Annotated in this window: 12 protein-coding genes and 1 riboswitch; of the genes, 8 read left to right on the forward strand and 4 right to left on the reverse strand. The window is 68.5% G+C overall.

Features of this window, described 5'->3' with window-relative positions; genetic code table 11:
• Positions 1–36: 36 nt before the first annotated feature.
• The gene (locus CMC5_RS12195) at positions 37–3642 is read left to right on the forward strand and encodes a BadF/BadG/BcrA/BcrD ATPase family protein (RefSeq protein ID WP_050430570.1); all 3606 of its coding nucleotides are present in this window, start codon (positions 37–39) and stop codon (positions 3640–3642) included.
• Positions 3643–3662: 20 nt separating this feature from the next.
• Positions 3663–5609: a 2-hydroxyglutaryl-CoA dehydratase gene (locus CMC5_RS12200; RefSeq protein WP_050435859.1), complete on the forward strand. Its 1947-nt coding sequence runs from the start codon at positions 3663–3665 to the stop codon at positions 5607–5609.
• Positions 5610–5764: 155 nt separating this feature from the next.
• Here CMC5_RS12200 and CMC5_RS12205 read toward each other — a convergent pair whose 3' ends face one another.
• The 3 genes from CMC5_RS12205 to CMC5_RS42400 are packed head-to-tail and all read right to left on the reverse strand — an operon-like array spanning position 5765 to position 7599.
• Positions 5765–6346 carry a TlpA family protein disulfide reductase gene (locus tag CMC5_RS12205; protein ID WP_050430571.1) on the reverse strand — a complete coding sequence of 194 codons (582 nt, stop codon included), beginning with the start codon at positions 6344–6346 and terminating at the stop codon, positions 5765–5767.
• A complete protein-coding gene (locus tag CMC5_RS12210; protein WP_063796263.1) occupies positions 6343–7227 on the reverse strand; it encodes a hypothetical protein in 885 nt (294 codons plus the stop codon). The genes CMC5_RS12205 and CMC5_RS12210 overlap by 4 nt, the downstream gene beginning before the upstream one ends.
• Before the next feature lie 3 nt (positions 7228–7230).
• Entirely contained in the window at positions 7231–7599 is a 369-nt protein-coding gene (locus CMC5_RS42400) for a DUF4911 domain-containing protein (RefSeq protein ID WP_245678412.1), read from the reverse strand.
• A 253-nt stretch (positions 7600–7852) separates the two neighbouring features.
• Here CMC5_RS42400 and CMC5_RS12220 point away from each other — a divergent pair, with 253 nt between their 5' ends.
• The 6 genes from CMC5_RS12220 to metE all read left to right on the forward strand — a co-directional run bounded on the left by CMC5_RS12220 (position 7853) and on the right by metE (position 17468).
• Positions 7853–9307, forward strand: a complete 1455-nt coding sequence (locus tag CMC5_RS12220) for a midas domain-containing protein (RefSeq protein ID WP_050430572.1) — start codon at positions 7853–7855, stop codon at positions 9305–9307.
• Between the two features lie 506 nt (positions 9308–9813).
• Complete coding sequence (locus CMC5_RS12225) at positions 9814–10416, forward strand: hypothetical protein (RefSeq protein WP_156338513.1); 603 nt, start codon at positions 9814–9816, stop codon at positions 10414–10416.
• Positions 10417–10811: 395 nt separating this feature from the next.
• A riboswitch (cobalamin riboswitch) is annotated at positions 10812–11023 on the forward strand.
• 260 nt (positions 11024–11283) lie between these two features.
• Positions 11284–13716 (forward strand): ribonucleoside-diphosphate reductase subunit alpha, encoded by a 2433-nt coding sequence (locus CMC5_RS12230; RefSeq protein ID WP_050430574.1) that lies wholly within the window; start codon positions 11284–11286, stop codon positions 13714–13716.
• Positions 13713–14735, forward strand: a complete 1023-nt coding sequence (locus CMC5_RS12235; protein WP_050430575.1) for a ribonucleotide-diphosphate reductase subunit beta — start codon at positions 13713–13715, stop codon at positions 14733–14735. The genes CMC5_RS12230 and CMC5_RS12235 overlap by 4 nt, the downstream gene beginning before the upstream one ends.
• Positions 14722–15144, forward strand: a complete 423-nt coding sequence (locus CMC5_RS12240) for an acyl-CoA thioesterase (RefSeq protein ID WP_050430576.1) — start codon at positions 14722–14724, stop codon at positions 15142–15144. Before CMC5_RS12235 ends, CMC5_RS12240 begins: the two co-directional genes overlap by 14 nt.
• 17 nt (positions 15145–15161) lie before the next feature.
• Positions 15162–17468 carry a 5-methyltetrahydropteroyltriglutamate--homocysteine S-methyltransferase gene (gene metE, locus CMC5_RS12245; RefSeq protein WP_050430577.1) on the forward strand — a complete coding sequence of 769 codons (2307 nt, stop codon included), beginning with the start codon at positions 15162–15164 and terminating at the stop codon, positions 17466–17468.
• Positions 17469–17481: 13 nt separating this feature from the next.
• On the opposite strand, the gene CMC5_RS12250 is transcribed toward metE, so the two are convergent.
• Positions 17482–18717, reverse strand: a complete 1236-nt coding sequence (locus tag CMC5_RS12250; protein ID WP_050430578.1) for an aspartate kinase — start codon at positions 18715–18717, stop codon at positions 17482–17484.
• Positions 18718–18807: the final 90 nt, after the last annotated feature.

The raw sequence follows: 18807 nt of genomic DNA on the forward strand, positions 1-18807 counted from the left end.
CGGTGGTTTCCGGTGAAGGGTGGAGGAGATGCCTCGATGAACGCGCAGCGCCAGGGACCGGTGGTGGTTGGCATCGACGTCGGATCGACGACGGTCAAGGCGGTCGTGCTGGACCCGGAGACGCTCGACGTCCTGTGGAGCGACTACCAGCGGCACCAGACGAAGCAGCCGGAGAAGGTGCTGGAGTTCCTCGAGCGGATCGAGGCGGACTTCCCCGGGTCACCCAGGGCCGAGTGGCGGGTGTTCATGACCGGCTCGGGGGCGGCGCCGCTGTGCCCCAGCGTGGGCGCGAAGTTCGTGCAAGAGGTGAACGCGGTCACCCTGGCGGTCGAGAAGATGCACCCGGACGTGGGCAGCGTCATCGAGCTGGGCGGGCAGGACGCGAAGATCATCATCTTCAAGAAGGACGAGAAGACGGGCGAGAAGACCGGCAGCCCGTCGATGAACGACAAGTGTGCGTCGGGTACGGGCGCGACGATCGACAAGTGCATGATCAAGGTGGGGCTGCCGCCGGAGCAGGTGGTGCAGATCCACTTCGACGACTCGAAGCTGCACCACGTGGCCGCGAAGTGCGGGGTGTTCGCCGAGACGGACATCGTGAACCTGGTGAAGAGCGGGATCCCGGCGACGGAGATCCTGTGCTCGCTGGCGGATGCGATCGTGCTGCAGAACCTGTCGGTGCTGACGCGCGGGTCGACGCTGAAGCACAAGGTGCTGCTGCTCGGGGGGCCGAACACGTACCTGCCGTTCCTGCAGGAGTGCTGGCGGAAGCGCATCCCGGAGACGTGGAACGAGCGCGGTTACGACTGGCCGAAGGACGCGCCGATCGAGGAGACGATCTTCGTGCCGGAGAACGCGCAGTACTACGCGGCGTTCGGGGCGTGCGTGTACGGGCTCAGAGAGTCGGCGACGACGGGGCTCTACGCGGGCAAGGTGGGGCTCGTCGACTACATGACGAATGGGCGCAAGGCGCGGCTCGGGGAGAGCGCGGGGCCGCCGCTCGTGCGGACGACGAACGAGGTGGACGACTTCCGGCAGCTCTACGCGATCCCGCGGTTCACGCCGATGGCGCTGGAACCAGGGCAGGTGATCCGGGCGGTGATCGGGGTCGACGGTGGGTCGACGTCGTCGAAGGCGGTGCTGGTCGACGAGGACCAGAACATCGTCTGCAAGGCGTACCAGCTCTCGAAGGGCAACCCGATCCAGGACACGAAGGAGCTGCTCTCGAAGCTGCGCGAGTACGTGACGGAGCGGGGCGCCATCCTGGAGGTGATCGGCTTCGGGGCGACGGGCTACGCGGCGGACGTGCTGCAGGAGTGCATGCGCGCGGACGTGAACATCGTCGAGACGGTGGCGCACATGATGAGCGCCGTGCGGTTCTTCGGGGACGTGGACGTCATCTGCGACATCGGTGGGCAGGACATCAAGGTCCTGTTCATGAAGAACGGGGACATCGCGAACTTCCGGCTCTCGAACTCGTGCTCGGCAGGGAACGGGATGCTGCTGCAGGCGATGGCCGATCAGTTCGGCATCCCGGTGACGGAGTACGCGGATACGGCGTTCCAGGCGGAGCTGGCGCCGAAGTTCAGCTACGGGTGCGCGGTCTTCCTCGATACGGACCGGGTGAACTTCCAGAAGGAGGGCTTCTCGAAGGAGGAGCTGCTCGCGGGGCTGGCGCAGGTGCTGCCGAAGAACGTGTGGCAGTACGTGGTGCAGATCCCGCGGCTGGCGTCGCTGGGGCGGCGGTACGTGCTGCAAGGGGGCACGCAGTACAACCTGGCCGCGGTGAAGGCGCAGGTGGACTACATCAAGGAGCGCGTGCCGGGCGCGGAGATCTTCGTCCACCCGCACACGGGCGAGGCAGGCGCGATCGGGGCGGCGTTCGAGACGCTGCGCGTGGTGAAGCGGCGCGGGAAGTCGACGTTCATCGGGATCGATGACGCGATCGACCTGAAGTACACCACGAAGAACGACGAGGAGACGGTCTGCCACTTCTGCCCGAACGAGTGCAAGCGGACCTTCATCGACACGGAGACGCCCGACGGGGCGACGTCGCGCTACATCTCCGGGTTCTCCTGTGAGAAGGGGACCGTGGAGAGCGAGCAGGCGATGCTCTCGCTGGTGGCGGAGCGGAAGAAGATCGCGAAGCAGTTTCCGAACCTGGTGGACTACGAGTCGAAGCTCGCGTTCCGGCACTTCTACAAGCCGGCGCCGATGCCCGCGGACGGGGCGCCGGTGCGGGACACGGTGGTGAAGAAGGGCTTCTTCGGGATCCGCCGCACGGAGACGACGCGGCCGTTCCGGCGGGGTGGGCCGGAGGTGCAGGAGAAGCTGCGCAGGACGCGCATCGGCATCCCGCGGGTGCTGAACCTGTACTCGACGGCGCCATACTTCCGGACGTACTTCGAGGCGCTCGGGGTGCCGAAGCAGAACGTGGTGTTCAGCGACGAGACCACCGAGGAGATGTGGGTCGAAGGCGGAAAGTACGGGTCGGTCGATCCGTGCTTCCCGTCGAAGGTGGCGCAAGCGCACATCCACAACCTGCTGTTCCACCACCACGAGGAGCGGGCGCTGAAGTTCATCTTCTTCCCGATCCTCACCCACGTGCCGAGCTTCGGCGAAGGGGTGATGGACAAGGCGAGCTGCCCGATCGTGGCCGGGGTGCCGGACGTGATGAAGGCGGCGTTCACGAAGGAGATGGACTTCTTCGCGACGCGCGGGATCGAGTACGTGGACCCGGCGCTGACGTTCGGGGAGATGAACCTGACGGCGCGGCGGATGTTCGAGGTGTGGGGGCCGCGGCTCGGGATCACCGAGGACGAGAGCGACCACGCGCACAAGGAGGGGATGCGCGCGCTGGAGGCGTTCGAGCGTGACCTGCAGGACAAGGGGCGCGCCATCCTGGAGACGGTGGAGTCCGAGAACCGGGTGGCGATCCTGATGGTGGGGCGGCCGTACCACTCGGATCCGGGGCTGAACCACGGGATTCCGGAGGAGTTCCAGGTGCTGGGCTACCCGATCGTGTCGGTGCGCTCGATCCCGCGGGATCCGGAGTTCTTGCGCCGCTACTTCAAGGAGGAGGTGGCGCGAGGGCAGCACCCGCTGAACATCAATGACGTGTGGCCGGAGAATTACTCGGCGAACAGCGCGCAGAAGGTGTGGGCGGTGAAGTTCGCGGCGCGGCACCCGAACGTGGCGCTCCTGGATCTGTCGAGCTTCAAGTGCGGTCACGACGCGCCGACGTACGGGATCGTCGAGGGCATCGTGACGGAGAGCGCGGTGCCGTACGCGGCGCTGCACGACATCGACGCGAACAAGCCGGGCGGGTCGATCAAGATCCGCGTGAAGACGTACGCGCACAGCTTGAAGCTGCACCAGGAGGCGCTGGAGGACACGGCGCGGAAGAAGGTGGAGCTGATGCAGCGGCTCGACGAGAAGCGGCTGGAGCTTCTGAAGACGAAGCAGGCGCAGCTCGCGGGCAGGAAGGTGAGCGATCCGGAGATCGAGCGGCAGATCTCGGAGCTGGGCGAGAAGGTGCGGAGCTACCAGGCACCGCCGCCGGCGAAGCCCGATGTGCCGCGAGGACTGGTTCAGCTCAAGAAGAAGAGCGCCGACGGCAGCGTTGTGCCGGCCGGGGTGTGAAGGGCGACGGGAGGAAGATCATGGTACAGACGACGGAGACCCAGAAGACGCGCCTGCCGCTCTACTCGGACGCGGCGAACCGCAACGCGACCGACGACGTCGGCGATGTGGACATCGAGGCCGAGCTGCGCGCCTTCGAGGAGGCGGAGCGAGAGCGGCTCGGGATCAAGGCATCGCGGCGGCAGTGGGCCGACAGCATGCTCACCTCGGAGATGAAGCGCGAGGAGCGCGAGAAGGTGACGCTGCTCATCAACGGGCTCACCGACGCGCAGATGTTCCTCGTGGAGGGGGCGCTGCGCGGCATCGGATACAGGGTCAACTACTTCGGGATCGTCGACAACGCGGGCTTGCAGGTCGGCAAGGAGTTCGGCAACCGCGGTCAGTGCAACCCGACGTACTTCACGGTCGGTGGGCTGGTGAAGTACCTGATCGACCTCCGCGACAAGGAGGGGATGTCGACCGAGGACATCATCAAGAACTACGTGTACCTGACGGCAGGGGCGTGTGGTCCGTGCCGGTTCGGGATGTACGTGACCGAGTACCGGAAGGCGCTGCGTGACGCGGGCTTCGACGGGTTCCGGATCTTCTTCTTCCAGCAGCAGGGCGGCCTGACGCAAGGGACGGGGGAAGAGACGGGGATCGACATGAACCCCGAGTTCTTCATCGCGATCGTGAAAGCGATCGTGTGCGGCGACGTGGTGAACGCGCTGGCGTACCGGATCCGGCCTTACGAGCTGATCCCGGGCGCGACGGACGTGGCCAAGGAAGAGGTGAAGCGGGTCCTCTACGAGGCGCTCCAGACGAAGGCGAACATCTTCAAGGCGCTCTACAACGCGCGGAAGGTGTTCGAGGGGGTGAAGGTCGACAAGCTCCGGCCGCGCGCGAAGACGTCGGTCATCGGCGAGTTCTGGGCGATGACGACGGAGGGCGACGGGAACTACCAGCTCCAGAAGTTCCTGCAGACCGAGGGCGGGGAGTGCGACATCCAGCTCACCACGGCCTGGCTGCTCTACAACATCTGGGAGGTGGCCCGTGACACGCGCGTCCGCAAGGAGCTGCGCGGTCAGGACGGCGGGGCCTACGGGCTCGACGGGATGGAAGGGCTCGACGTGGCGAAGCGGCTGGCGACGATGCGGCTGGCCGAGAAGGGGCTGCGCGTCGGGTTCCAGGCGTTCGCGCAGCCGATCGGGCTGTTCGACTACCACCTGCCCGACATGGACCTCGTGGCCCAGGTGGCCGAGGAGTACTACTCGAACGATCTGCGTGGCGGCGAGGGCCACATGGAGGTCGGGAAGCTCATCGTGAACTCGGTGAAGCAGAAGGCGCACATCACGGTGAGCGTGAAGCCGTTCGGGTGCATGCCGTCGTCAGGCGTGTCGGACGGGGTGCAGTCGCTGGTGACGGCGCGCTTCCCGGGGACGATCTTCTGCGCGGTGGAGACGAGCGGCGACGGGGCGACGAACTTCTACTCGCGCGTGCAGATGTACATGTTCAAGGCGCGCATCCTCGCCGAGGAGGAGCTGAAGCGAGCCTACGCGGAGACCGGGGTGACCGAGGAGGAGGTGCGGGCGTTCCTGGACCAGCACCCGAAGTACGCGAACCCGCTCTACCACGCGCCCCACAAGGTGGCGGGGTCGGCCGCGAACCTGGTCTACGAGGTGGCGCCGCTGATCAAGAAGTCGCTGGTCGAGCGGACGGCTGACCGGGCGCGGGCGGCGGCGAGCGCGGTGCGGGATGCCGCGCTGGGCGTGCCGGCGAAGGTGGCGGCTGTGCGTGAGGTGCTCACCAGGCCGGAGACGATGGAGCGGCTGCGCGAGGATGCGAGCCTGGTGGCGGACATCGCGCGCGGGAAGGTGAAGGATCGCTTCGGGCCGCTGGTGGAGAAGCTGGCGATCAAGGCGTACTTCGAGAACAACCGCGAGACGCGGACGGTGACGCACGAGGCGCAGCCGATCGCGGCGGAGTAGCGGGAAGGCGGCGGTCGCTGGTGAAAGGCGGCCGCTGCGGTGAGGAGAGGGAGGCGAGCGCTGTGGAGCGGACGCCTCCTTCTTCGTTTGTGGCTTCGATGCGATGACGTGTCCGCGGCGGTGTGGACGGTACGCCGACGGGCGATGTGGCCCGTTCAGGGATCGTTGCGGCGCTCGATGGTCTGCAGGACCTCTTCGAGGATGCCGCGCGGGGCGAGGCCGAGGCGGCGGTAGACCTCGCGGCCTTTGCGGTCGAGGATGACGACGCTGGGGACGTGGTGGAGGCCCTGGAAGGCGCCTTCTCCAGCGACGGTCTGCGCGTCGGCCAGGGCCATGGGGTAGGGGAGGCGGAGGCTGCGGGCGAAGGCCTCGACGAGGGGGAGGTTCTCGGGGGGCTCGAGGGCGAGGGCGGCGACGTTGAGCCGTGGGGTGTGCTCGCGGAGGAGGTCGGCGAGGATGCGGGCCTGCGCCTGGGAGGCGGCGTCGTAGGTGGTGAGAAAGCCGATGACGGTGATGCGGCCGGCGAGGGTGCCGGAGGAGAGTTCGCGGCCGTCGACGGTTTCGAAGGCGAAGGGGGGGAGGCCGCGCGGGGTGGCGAGGATGCGCTCGGGGGCGACCTCGGGGCTCTCGGCAGGGGGAGAGGAGGTGTCGCTGACGCAGGCGGGGAGGAGCGCCGCGGGGAGGAGCGCGGTGGCGAGGGTGAGCAGGGCGGCGCGGGTGGCCCGCCGTGCGTTCATGGCTCGCGTTCCTCGTCGTTCGACGCGGCCCGGGCTGCGTCGTCGGCCGGAGCGTCATCGGCGGCGGGAGGGTCGAGGGGCGTGCCGCCGAGGCGGGTATCGTCGTCCTGTTCGGTGGCGAGCAGCTCGCTGGCGAGCAAGAGGTCGCGGATGGCCTCGTCGTCGAGCTGGGTGTCCTCGAAGGCGAGGTCGTCGAACTGGCTGTTCTCGAGCTGGGCGTCGAACAGGTCGGCGCAGTGGCGCAAGGCGCTGGGGAGCTCTTCGCCGCGTCGCTGGTGGGCGAGGATGGCGTGGCAGAGTTCCTCGATGACCGGGTTCATGGGCGTCGCTTCCAGGCTCACGCCGTCGATCTGGGCGCCGGCCTGGGGCGCTTCGTCGTCGCGGAGGAGGGGCTCGTGCTGGGCCCAGAGGATGCCTTTGTCGGGCTGGTAGCGGCACCAGAGGACGCGGACGAAGCGGAGGTAGAGGGGGGTGATGAGGGCGGCCACGCGCTCGCCCTTGGGGGTGACGCCGCGCAGGGCGGTGCCGCTCTGGGGGCCGCGGGTGAGTTCGCCGACGGCTTGCTGGATGCGGGCGCGGCGCACGTCGTCGGTCTCGACGGCGAGGAGGGGGGCGTAGATGGCGATGGGGGGGACGTTGAGGCGCGGGCTGTCCTCGACGAGGACGTCGAGCCAGGCGTTGCGCGCTTCCGGGGTGAGCTCGCCGTAGACGTGGGCCGCGGCGATGGCGGCCTCGGCGTCGGTGGCGAGGGCGGCGAGCCACTCGCGCCAGGCCGCGACGATGCGGTCGTCCGGGGCTGGCTGGCCGTTCGAGGTGTCCTGCTCTTGCACTGCTTCGTCTGTGTCTTCGTCTGCGTCTCTGGCCGGGTCGTGATCGGCCATGTTTCAGCGCCCCGGAGGGACGAGCTGCGCCCCGATGTCACGCTCCAGGTCCTGGAGCAGCTCGGAGAACTCTGCGTCGCGGCCGGGGGGGGCCGTGAGGACGAGATCGCCTCCGCGTTCGGCGAAGACGTTGGCGAGCCCGTCGCTGGCCTCGATGATGCCCTTCAAGAAGACGACATCGGAGGGACGCACCTGGACGGCTTGCACGAGCATGCCCTGGGTCGCTTCGGCGACGGAGAGGGGTCGAGGGCCAGGGCGGCTGAGCTGGCGCCGCTCGGAGCGGGTGCGTTTCTGGGTGCCGGTCCCGGGATCGTTCGTGGCTGCGCCATCGGCCCCGCCCGCCGCTGCGTCGCGCTCGTGCCCCATCGTCATGAGGCGCGCAAGCTAAGCACCGCTGGATGGAGGGATCCAGCGGGCATCGGCTCTTCCTTCTGTCGTGGTCTTCCGGCCGCAGGATCTGCGCCGCTGTTTTTCGGGAGTGCGGGGAGGCGGGAGAAATCGGCCGGAGCGCGGCCGTCCGGCGGAGCGGTTCGCGCGGGCTCGTGAGTTTGCACCCCACGACGCGCTAGACTCGGCGGCGATGTCTCGAAGGCTCATCCGTTCGTCCACTTTGCCGTGTGTTTCCGTGACCCCTTCGTCCCCGGACCAGGGGGAGGAGCGTGAGCACGACGACGAGGCGGCCCTGGAGCTGCCGCCGCTCGACGCGGACGAGGAGCCCGCGGAGCAGGACGAGGATCTGGCTGCGTTGCTCGATGTGCCGGAAGACGAGGGGGATCCATTCGATGACGCGGAGGCGCGTGAGCTGCCCGTGGATCTGCCGGCGTCGGTCGAGGAGGAGGCGGGGGGAGACCGCGAGGACGAGCGCGAGGTCGACGTGGGGCCGCTCGACGAGGGGATGTCGCTCGACGAGGAGGCAGGGTGGTCGGGCGAGGAAGGTGACGGGAACGCCGATCACGGGGAGGAGATCGACGAGGTGGTGGCGGGCGACGACGATGGAGGCGCAGAAGGGACGGGGGAGGCGCCCGAGGACGCCGTCGATGAGTCGGAGCTGCCCGCGCTGGATGCGGACGACGAGGGGAACTACGAGGGGCAAGATCTGCTGGGAGAGCTGCCCGATCTGCCCGACGATCCGCCGCCTTCGTGGGATGCGTCGCCGTGGGCGGTGATCGCTGGTGCTGGCGCCGAGGTGCCGTGCGCGACGCTGGACGTGGCCAGCGGTCGGGTGGTGGCCGGGGGGAGTGTGCTGCTGGTGGTGCCGCCCGGGGAGCGGGTGGCGCGGCGGCCCGGGCTGGATGCGACGGCAGCGTCGGTGGTGCTGCTGGACGACGCACTGGTGGTGGCGACGCGGCGTGGGCGGCTGCTGGAGAGCCAGGATGAGGGGGCGACGGCGACGCCAATGGGGGCGTGGCGCGCGGGGAGCGGGACGCCGATGTCGCTGGCACGGACGCCAGGGCGGCTGTGGATCCTCTCGGAGGGGACGTTGTGGTCGCTGACGGCCGGAGGGAGCGCCGCGGTGCCGGTGGTGACGGGCTCGCGCGAGGGCGGCGTGGTGCGGATCGCGGCGAGCGGTGGGGCGTTGTTCGCGTTGTGGAAGGCGCGCGGGGCGGCGCAGCTCCAGCGGCTGCGAGGGGATGATGAAGGGCCGGTGGAGGTGCCGCTCGCGGGAGCGGCGCAGCATGCGGCGTCAGCGCGTGAGGTGGTGATCGCGGCCGGGGCGCAAGGAAAGGCGCTGGCGGTGGCGAGCGCAGAGGTGCTGTGCGTGTCGCGCGATGGGGGCGCGACGTTCCAGAGCGTCGGGGGGCTGGGTCGGGTGGTGGCGATGGCGTTCGCGGGGGCGTCGGAGTCGGCGCCGCTGCTTGCGGTGTGCGCGCGGGAAGGGGAGGCGCAGGCCGAGCTGGTGCGGATCCCTGCGGTGGGAGCGGCGACGCGGATCGCGACGCTCGGGGCGCGGCGCTCGGGCGACGAGGACGACGCGCCCGGGGCGAGCGGTGCGGCGATGGCGTGGGATGCGGGCCGTGAGGTGGTGTGGATCGCGTGTCAGTTCGGGCTGCTCGCGGTGGCGGCGAAGCAGGAGCACTGAGTCGAGTTTCACCGTGCGGTTCACCTGGAGCGCGCCGATCGCGAGTTCGCTTCAGGTGGCCAGGCGAGGGCTGCACGACAGCGATCGCGTCGTCCTTTCGCATCGCGGAAGGGAAGCCGTCGAGCCCGTCGTTCCTGCGGCGCGCGATGCGTGCGGTCCACGTCCCGGTGTCGATGTGCAGGGGGGAGACAGTGCGTGATGCCACGGGCGCGGCGAATGGATGCGTTCGGATGGCGTGCTCGATGATCTGCCGGTGACCAAAGGCCATATCGACGGCACAGGAGCTGCAGCGATTCATGTGATCGCATGGCACCAGAACGACAGTCCGGGATCGCCACCGAATTCGATGACGAGCGGATGGCAGGTGGGAGGGCCGCTGGCTGGTCGGGCTTTCGCACGTTCGTCTGGTCAGCTCGCCGCCACCATGGGTGGTGCCATCGTTGGTGCCGAGGTGCGGGCCAGTTCCAGGCTTCTCGGCGGGGATCCAGAGATGAGGACAATCAGCCATGAACACGACAGTTCACATGCCGACGGCACTCATTGCGGCCACCTTCGTGGGGGGCTGCATCGTGGCAGATGCCGAGAGTGCGGACGACGACAGAAGGTCCGTGGCGGACCTCGAATTCAAGCATTGCGCCATCGAGACGAGTTCCAGGACCGCTGACCAGGCCGACGTTCGTCCAGCATCACGTGCGCCCGAGTGCTTTCGAACCTTCTCCCAGGCCCTTCAGTTTGCGACCAGCGGGCGTGTGCAGCTCCCCCTGGAGGCCGTCCTGGAAGATCTGGACGAAGCCGTGGGGAGCCTCGATGCGCCCGGGCTCGATGGTACGTACGTGATCGGGATCGAATACGACGACGCCAATTTCCGTGGTTCCACGAAAACCTATTTTGGCGATACGACGTGCGATGGGACGGAGCGCTTCGTCAGCTGGGTCGGTGAGGAGTGGAATGACAGAATCTCGTCGGCGCGAGCGTATTCGGAGTGCAACCACTCGTACCACTACGAGCACATCAATTTCGGTGGTGCGATCATGGATTGTGGCAGCTCGTGCAATTACATCGGTGACGCCTTGAATGACGAGACGTCGTCGATCCGCTGGACGAATTGAGCCGCAAGCGGCCGAGGACCAGGGGCTCGCTCCACCTGTCCGCCCTCATGGAGCTGGCAGCGAGAACCTGAGCTGGCAGTGAGGACCTGGGGTCGAGCCAGCGCTTGGGATCGCTCATGGGCCGTGAAGCGTCATCGAGGGCAGTACACGGTCGTCATCGTCGATGGTCTCCCACACTGTATGAGCCACGAGCGAGCGTGGGACTCTCCACAAGTGTTTCTGTCGCGCTCCTGGGAGGGACAGATGGAGGCCTCGGTCGTCCTTCCTGGTTGTCTTGCCGGCTGGTCTTCCGTCGAGGGGGGGACGCACACGGCCGTCTCGCGCAGAAGTGCCGAGAGATGCTGGCGTCGATGCCTCGACCCCGACATCTGGTTGACAGGTCGACCCCCACCCCAATAGGTTGGGCCTGTGTTGGTTCCCCTGACACGGGTCAGGGGATGAAAAGGGAACCCGGTGTGATTCCGGGGCTGCCCCGCAGCGGTAAGCGAGAACGACCTTCACCTCAGGCACTGGTCCCTTCGGGGGCTGGGAAGCGGTGGACAGTAGGAAGCCGGCGAGAGCCGGAGCGCTCGTGAGCCCGAAGACCTGCCAGCATCTGGCGTCAGGAGACATCTGGCGCCGGTCACGACCTGGAAGCTTCGAGGGAGGCGGGTAGGTTTCGAGCTGGCAGGGCTCAACCACCTGTCCGCCTCGGCCCTGACCCGTCCCCCGCGCTGTTTTCAGTCGCCCGCGGGGGCGAGAGGTCGGTCCGAGGGCTCCTTCACCAGGGTCCGGCGCGTTCGCGCGCATCGGCTGGCTTCTTCGTTCCCGCGGCATCCGCCGTGGAGCGGTCAGGCACCGCTCCACGCACCGCGCGAGGAGAAGAGCATGCTGAGTGAATCGACCCCGAAGACCAACGGCGCGGCGCCGTTGCGTGTGTCCCCGACGAGGAGCGCGACCACCGAGGAGACCTACCCGCAGACGACGATGCGGGTGACGAAGCGCAACGGCTCGACCGAGCCGGTGGATCTCAACAAGATCGTCCGCGCGGTGGGCCGCTGCTGCGTGGGGCTCACGGACGTGGACGCGCTGCGGATCGCGACGCGAACGATCAGCGGGCTGTACGACGGGGCGACGACGCGGGAGCTGGACCAGCTCTCGATCCAGACGGCGGCGGCGCTGATCGTCGAGGAGCCCCACTACGCGAAGCTCGCGGCGCGGCTGCTGGCCACGTACATCGACAAGGAGGTCCGCAACCAGGAGATCCATGCGTTCTCGCAGTCGGTCGCCACCGGGCACCGGCTCGGGTTGATCAACGAGCGGCTGTACGAGTTCGTCACCAGCAACGCGCGCAAGCTGAACGACGCGATCGAGCCCGAACGCGACCGGGAGTTCGAGTACTTCGGGCTGCGGACGCTGCAGGACCGCTACTTGCTGAAGCACCCGCAGACGCGCCTGGTGCTCGAGACGCCGCAGCACTTCTTCCTGCGGATCGCGTGCTCGCTGTCGGAGACGGTGACCGACGCCATCGAGCTGTACCGGCTGTTCTCGTCGCTGGAGTACATGCCCAGCTCGCCGACGCTGTTCAACACGGGGACGAAGCACGAGCAGCTGTCGAGCTGCTTTCTGCTGGACTCACCCGAGGATCACCTGCGCGGGATCTACCAGCGGTACACGGACGTGGCGATGCTCTCGAAGTTCTCGGGTGGCATCGGGCTCGCCTACCACCGGGTGCGGTCGCGTGGGTCACTGATCGAGAGCACGAACGGGTATTCGAGCGGGATCGTGCCGTGGCTGAAAACGCTGGATGCGTCGGTGGCGGCGGTGAACCAGGGCGGCAAACGGAAGGGAGCCTGCTGCGTGTACCTGGAGACGTGGCACGCGGACATCGAGGACTTTCTCTCGCTGCGGGACAACACGGGGGACGACGCGAGCCGCACGCACAACCTGAACCTCGCGAACTGGGTCTCGGACCTGTTCATGAAGCGGGTGGAAGCCGACGGGTCGTGGAGCTTGTTCGATCCGAAGACGGTGAAGGACCTGCCGGACCTCTACGGCGAGGCCTTCGAGCGGCGCTACGTGGAGGCGGAAGAGGCCGGGCTCGCCGTGAAGACGGTGAAGGCGCGGGAGCTGTACGCGCGGATGATGCGGACCCTGGCGCAGACCGGCAACGGCTGGATGACGTTCAAGGACAAGTCGAACCTGGCGTGCAACCAGACGGCGCTCGCGGGGCGGACGATCCACCTGTCGAACCTCTGCACGGAGATCCTGGAGGTGACGTCGAAAGAGGAGTCGGCGGTCTGCAACCTGGGGTCGATCAACCTGGCCCGGCACACGGCGGTGCAGGACGGGGCGGTGGTGTTCGACTTCGAGAAGCTCGCGCGTACGGTGCAGATCGCGGTGCGGCAGCTCGATCGGGTGATCGACCTGAATTACTACCCGATCCCGTCGACGAAGGCATCGAACGTGCGCTGGCGTCCGGTGGGCCTCGGGGTGATGGGGCTGCAGGACGTGCTGTTCCAGATGCGGCTGCCCTTCGACAGCGAGGGGGCGCGCGCGCTGTCCCGGCGGATCGCGGAGGAGATCTACTTCCACGCGCTCACGACGTCGGCGGATCTGGCGGTGGAGAAGGGGAGGCACCCGTCCTTCGAGGAGACGCGGGCGGCGCGCGGGGAGCTTCAGTTCGATGCGTGGGGCGTGAGGCCGATGGATGGCGAGCGATGGGAGGCGCTGCGCCGCCGGGTGCAGGTGGATGGCCTGCGGAACTCGCTGCTGGTGGCGATTGCGCCGACGGCGACGATTGCGTCCATCGTGGGCAGCTATGAATGCATCGAGCCGCAGGTGTCGAACCTGTTCAAGCGGGAGACGCTGTCCGGCGACTTCCTCCAGGTGAACCGCTACCTCGTGGCAGAGCTGAAGCAGCTCGGCCTGTGGACGGAGTCGGTGCGCGCACGGCTGAAGATGGCGGAGGGCTCCGTGCAGGGGCTTGCCGAGCTGCCGGAGGCGCTGCGGGCGCTGTTCAGGACCGCGTGGGAGATCCCGATGCGTGCGCTCATCGACATGGCGGCCGATCGAGGGGCGTTCATCGATCAGAGCCAGTCGCTGAACCTGTTCGTGGAGAGCCCGAACATCGGGCAGCTCTCGTCGATGTACTTCTACGCCTGGAAGAGGGGGCTGAAGACGACGTATTACCTGCGTTCGCGGCCCGCGACGCGCATCGCGAAGGCGACGGTGGAGGCCCCGCCGGCGGAAGCCAAGAAGGACGCCGCCGACGTGGCGTGCTCGCTGGAGAACCCGGAGAGCTGCGAGGCGTGCCAATGAGCCTCGTCAGCCGACCTGCGCGCCTCCTCGATCCGGGCCTGTGCCTGACGCTGCGGCCGATGGCCTACCCGGTCTTCTTCGAGATGTACCGCGACGGCATCAAGAACACCTGGACGGTGGAGGAGGTCGACTTCGCCACCGACGTCGGGGACTTGCAGCGCAAGATGAGCGGGGCGGAGCGGCACCTGGTGCAGCGGCTCGTCGCGTTCTTCGCCACGGGCGATTCGATCGTGGCGAACAATCTGGTGCTGAACCTCTACAAGCACCTGAACGCGCCCGAGGCGCGGATGTACCTGTCGCGGCAGCTCTACGAGGAGGCGCTGCACGTGCAGTTCTACCTGACGCTCCTCGATACCTACGTCCCCGATCCGGCGGAGCGGCACCGGGCCTTCGCGGCGGTCGAGAACATCCCCTCGATCAAGAAGAAGGCCGACTTCTGCATGCGCTGGCTGGACTCGATCCAGGATGTGGATCGGCTGTCGACGCGGGACGAGCGGCGCCGGTTCTTGCTGAACCTGATCTGCTTCGCGGCCTGCGTGGAGGGGCTCTTCTTCTTCGGGGCCTTCGCCTACGTGTACTTCCTGCGCTCGCGTGGGCTCTTGCACGGTCTCTCGGCGGGGACGAGCTGGGTGTTCCGGGACGAGAGCGCGCACATGGCGTTCGCGTTCGAGGTGGTGAAGACGGTGCGGCGCGAGGAGCCCGAGCTGTTCGACGCTGGCCTGGAGAAGGACGTGATGCGCATGATCGACGAGGCCGTCGACTGCGAGGCCCAGTTCGCCGAGGACCTCTTGCAAGGCGGGGTGGTGGGGCTGTCGACGCGGGACATGCGGCAGTACCTGGAGTTCTGCGCGGATCAGCGGCTTGCGACGCTCGGATTGAAGAAGCGCTACGGGGCGAAGAATCCCTTCTCGTTCATGGATCTCCAGGACGTGCAGGAGGTGACGAACTTCTTCGAGCGGCGGCCGTCGGCCTACCAGGTCGGGGTCTCCGGAGAGGTGGTGCTCGATGCGGCCTTCTGAGGTGGAGAAGGTGGACGCAGGGCGCATCGTCGAGGCGCGGCTCGTGGAGATGGTCTTCCCCGAGCAGACGAACCACTACGGGACGCTGTTCGGTGGCCAGGCGCTGGCGCTGATGGACAAGGCCGCGTTCGTGGTGGCATCGCGTTACGCGCGGCGGACGGTGGTCACGGCGAGCAGCGAGAAGGTCGACTTCCATGTGCCGGTGCGCCAGGGGCAGCTCGTCGAGCTGGTCACGCGCGTGGTGGCGACCGGGAAGACGTCGATGACGGTGGAGGTCGACCTCTACGCGGAGGACCTGCTGACGGGAGATCGGCAGCTCGGGACGCGGGGGAGGTTCGTGCTGGTGGCGCTGGACGCTCACGGCAAGCCGACGAGCGTGCCGCCACTCGCGGTGAATGCAGGGAACTGAAGGAAAGGAGGTCTATCGTGACGGTATTCGCATCGTGTCTCGGTCATCCCAGGATTGGTGTCGCGCGAGAGCTGAAGAAGGCGCTGGAGAGCTTCTGGGCGAAGAAAAGCTCGGCCGAGGCACTGGAGGGCGTGGCGTCGAGCCTGCGGCGGCGTCACTGGGAGGCGATGAAGTCGGCGGGGATCGACTTCGTTCCCAGCAACGATTTCTCGCTTTATGACCACGTGCTCGACGCGGCGGTGATGGTGGGGGCCGTGCCGGCGCGTTATCGCGGGATCGAGGACAGGCTGATGCGGTACTTCGCGATGGCGCGCGGGCTCCAGGATCGGGGCGCGGGGGTCGATGTGCCGGCGCTGGAGATGACCAAGTGGTTCGACACGAACTACCACTACATCGTGCCCGAGCTGGAGGAGGGGCAGGCATTCCAGCTCGATGCGACCAAGCTGCTCGCGGAGCTGGAGGAGGCGCGGGCGCTGGGCGTGGAAACGCGCCCGGTGATCCTGGGGCCGGTGACGTTGCTCCTGCTGTCGAAGGTGGCCTCGGGCGGGAAGGGGGAGCCGCTCGATCATCTGGAGGCGCTGTTGCCGGTCTACGAGCAGCTCCTCGCGCAGCTCGCGGAGAGGCACGTGGGGTGGGTGCAGATCGACGAGCCTTGCCTGGTGCTGGACCTCTCGGCGCGGGCGCGGCAGGCGTACGAGGTGGCGCTGAAACGGCTCGCGGGCAGCGTGCGGCGGCCGAAGATCCTGGTGGCGACGTACTTCGGGGCGCTCGGGGACAACCTGTCGCTGGTGCGGGAAGGGGGCTGCGAGGGGCTGCACGTGGACCTGGTGCGGGCGCCGGAGCAGCTCGACGCGGTGCTCGCGGGGCTGGGGGCAGAGACGGTTCTGTCGGTCGGAGTCGTCGATGGGCGGAACATCTGGCGCACGGACCTGGACGCGGCGCACGGCCTGGTGCTGCGTGCGGTGGCGCGGCTGGGTGCGGCGCGGGTGATCGTGGCGCCTTCGTGCTCGCTGCTGCACGTGCCGGTGGATCTGGCCGCGGAGAAGAAGCTCGACGCGGAGTTGAAGGGGTGGCTCGCGTTCGCGGCGCAGAAGCTCGACGAGGTGCGGGCGCTCGCGGGGGCAGCGGAGAGCGAGCAGCCGTCGGGGGTGATCTTCGAGGAGGCGCGGGTGGCGCTTTCGGGGCGTCGGGCGTCGCCGCGGACGCGGAACCCGGCCGTGCGGGCCAGGACGGCGGCGGTGACCGAGGTGATGAAGCGCAGGGCGGCGCCGTTCGCGGACCGAGCGACGAAGCAGCGGGCGCGGTTCCAGCTTCCGGCGCTGCCCACGACGACCATCGGTTCGTTCCCGCAGACGGGTGACGTGCGCGGGGCGCGGGCCGCCTGGCGGGCCGGGAAGATGTCGGAGGCCGACTACCAGGAGTTCCTGCAAGCGGAGACGCGGCGCTGCGTGGAGAAGCAGGAGGCGCTGGGGCTCGACGTGCTGGTGCACGGGGAGTTCGAGCGTACCGACATGGTCGAGTACTTCGGGGAGCGGCTGGAGGGCTATGCGTTCACCGAGAACGGGTGGGTGCAGAGCTATGGCTCGCGCTGCGTGAAGCCGCCGGTGCTCTTCGGGGACGTGGTCCGGCCCGAGGCAATGACCGTCGAATGGTCGCGCTACGCGCAGTCGCTGACGAAGCGGCCGATGAAGGGGATGCTGACCGGGCCGGTGACCATCCTCCAGTGGTCGTTCGTACGTGACGACCAGCCGCGCAGCGAGACGTGCCTCCAGATCGCGCTGGCGATCCGCGACGAGGTGGTGGACCTGGAGGCGGGGGGGATCCCGATCATCCAGGTGGATGAGCCAGCGATCCGGGAGGGGTTGCCGCTGCGGCGTGGCGACTGGGCGGCCTACCTCCAGTGGGCGGTCGATGCGTTCCGGGTGGCCACGAGCGGGGTGCGGGACGAGACGCAGATCCAGACGCACATGTGCTACTCGGAGTTCAGCGACATCCTCGACTCCATCGCGGCGCTGGACGCGGATGTGCTGCTCATCGAGACGTCGCGCTCGAGGATGGAGCTGCTGGTCGACTTCGGGCAGTTCCGTTACCCGAACGATGTCGGGCCCGGGGTTTACGACATCCACTCGCCGCGTGTGCCGTCGACCGAGGAGATGGTGGAGCTGCTCGAGCGCGCGGCGCAGGTGCTGCCGGTCGAGCGGCTCTGGGTGAACCCGGACTGCGGCTTGAAGACGCGCGGGTGGCCGGAGGTGGAGGGGGCGCTCGTCGGGATGGTCGAGGCCGCGAAGCGGGCGCGGGCGCGGCTCGCCGGGCGCGCTGGCTGACGGCCCGTCGGCGTCACTCCGCCACGAAGGCCTGGTGCAGCACGCGCTGGGCCGGGCCCACGGCGTCCGCGTCGAGCACGGCGCTCAGCCGGAGCGGGCCCGCCACGGTGAGGCGTGGCTCGATGCCCTCCTGCCGGAGCGCCGCCGTGAACCGCGTCAGCGGCTCCGCGGTGGCGGCGAGGCCGTCGCCCACCACGCTCACCAGGGCGACGCCCTCGGTCAGCTCCAGGGACGGCAGCGCGGCCGTGAGCTGCCGGCGCGCGGCCTGCCAGTCGGGGACGTTCAGGAGGGGGAGGAGGAACGCGCCGCCCCCCTGGGTGAGGCAGAGGTCCTTGAAGGCGAGGCCGATGGCCCCGGCGGCCTTGAGCAGGTCGTCCAGGCGCGTGCCGCCCTCGGCGCGGGCCAGGACCACCCCGGACTCCGCCACCACCGCGCGTGCCTTGGGGGCGTCGCCGGGCGCGTACTTCCGGACCAGGGTCTGACGGGGCTCGGCGCCCTCGATGGGATCGAACGTCGAGCGCGCGTAGATGGCGATCCCGGCGCGCCGCGCCCACTCCACGGCCTGGGCGCAGATGACCTTCGCGCCGCACTCGGCCATCTCCTGGAGCACGGCGTGATCCAGCTCGGGCAGGTGCTGCGCGTCGGGTACGGCCCGCGGATCCGCGGAGTAGACGCCGTCGACGTCGCTGTAGATCTCGCAGCGATCCGCCTCCAGCGCGGCTGCCAGCGCCACGGCCGTCGTGTCGGAGCCGCCCCGTCCGAGGGTGGTGATCTCGCGGCGGTAGCTCATGCCCTGGTAGCCGGCCACGATGACCACCTTGCCGCGTGACAGCTCGTCCTCGATGCGGTGCGGTCGCACCTCGATGATGCGGGCGTCGAAGTGGCGGTCGTTCGTGAGGATGCCCGACTGCGAGCCGGTGAAGGAGATCGCCTGGAGGCCGCGCGCGTGGATGGCGATCGAGAGCAGCGACATCGCGACCCGCTCGCCGGTGGAGACGAGCATGTCCAGCTCGCGTCGCGGCGGCTCGATGGTGCCGCCCGCGCTGGCGGCGACCTGGCGGGCCAGCGTGAGCAGACCGTCGGTGGTCTTGCCCATCGCGCTCACCACGACGACCACGTCGTGGCCTGCGCGCTGGGTGGCGACGATCCGGTCGGCGACGCGGCCGATCTTCTCGACGTCGGCCACCGAGGAGCCCCCGTACTTCTGGACGACGATGGGGCGCCCCCGGTTCGAAGCGTGTTCGGTCACGATCCACCTCCACGGCAAGCCAGGCGCGACGCGCTCCGGGGCAGACTCTCCGGGGCGCACCGCGAGCCGATGGGATCGCGCGTATCACGG

It is taken from the genome of Chondromyces crocatus (genome assembly GCF_001189295.1).
GTDB classification, from domain to species: Bacteria; Myxococcota_A; Polyangia; order Polyangiales; family Polyangiaceae; genus Chondromyces; species Chondromyces crocatus.

Coding starts and splice junctions, on each gene's coding strand:
- CMC5_RS12195 (WP_050430570.1), top strand. CDS start 37: ATGAACGCGCAGCGCCAGGGACCGGTGGTGGTTGGCATCGACGTCGGA.
- CMC5_RS12200 (WP_050435859.1), top strand. CDS start 3,663: ATGGTACAGACGACGGAGACCCAGAAGACGCGCCTGCCGCTCTACTCG.
- CMC5_RS12205 (WP_050430571.1), bottom strand. CDS start 6,346: ATGAACGCACGGCGGGCCACCCGCGCCGCCCTGCTCACCCTCGCCACC.
- CMC5_RS12210 (WP_063796263.1), bottom strand. CDS start 7,227: ATGGCCGATCACGACCCGGCCAGAGACGCAGACGAAGACACAGACGAA.
- CMC5_RS42400 (WP_245678412.1), bottom strand. CDS start 7,599: ATGACGATGGGGCACGAGCGCGACGCAGCGGCGGGCGGGGCCGATGGC.
- CMC5_RS12225 (WP_156338513.1), top strand. CDS start 9,814: ATGAACACGACAGTTCACATGCCGACGGCACTCATTGCGGCCACCTTC.
- CMC5_RS12230 (WP_050430574.1), top strand. CDS start 11,284: ATGCTGAGTGAATCGACCCCGAAGACCAACGGCGCGGCGCCGTTGCGT.
- CMC5_RS12235 (WP_050430575.1), top strand. CDS start 13,713: ATGAGCCTCGTCAGCCGACCTGCGCGCCTCCTCGATCCGGGCCTGTGC.
- CMC5_RS12240 (WP_050430576.1), top strand. CDS start 14,722: ATGCGGCCTTCTGAGGTGGAGAAGGTGGACGCAGGGCGCATCGTCGAG.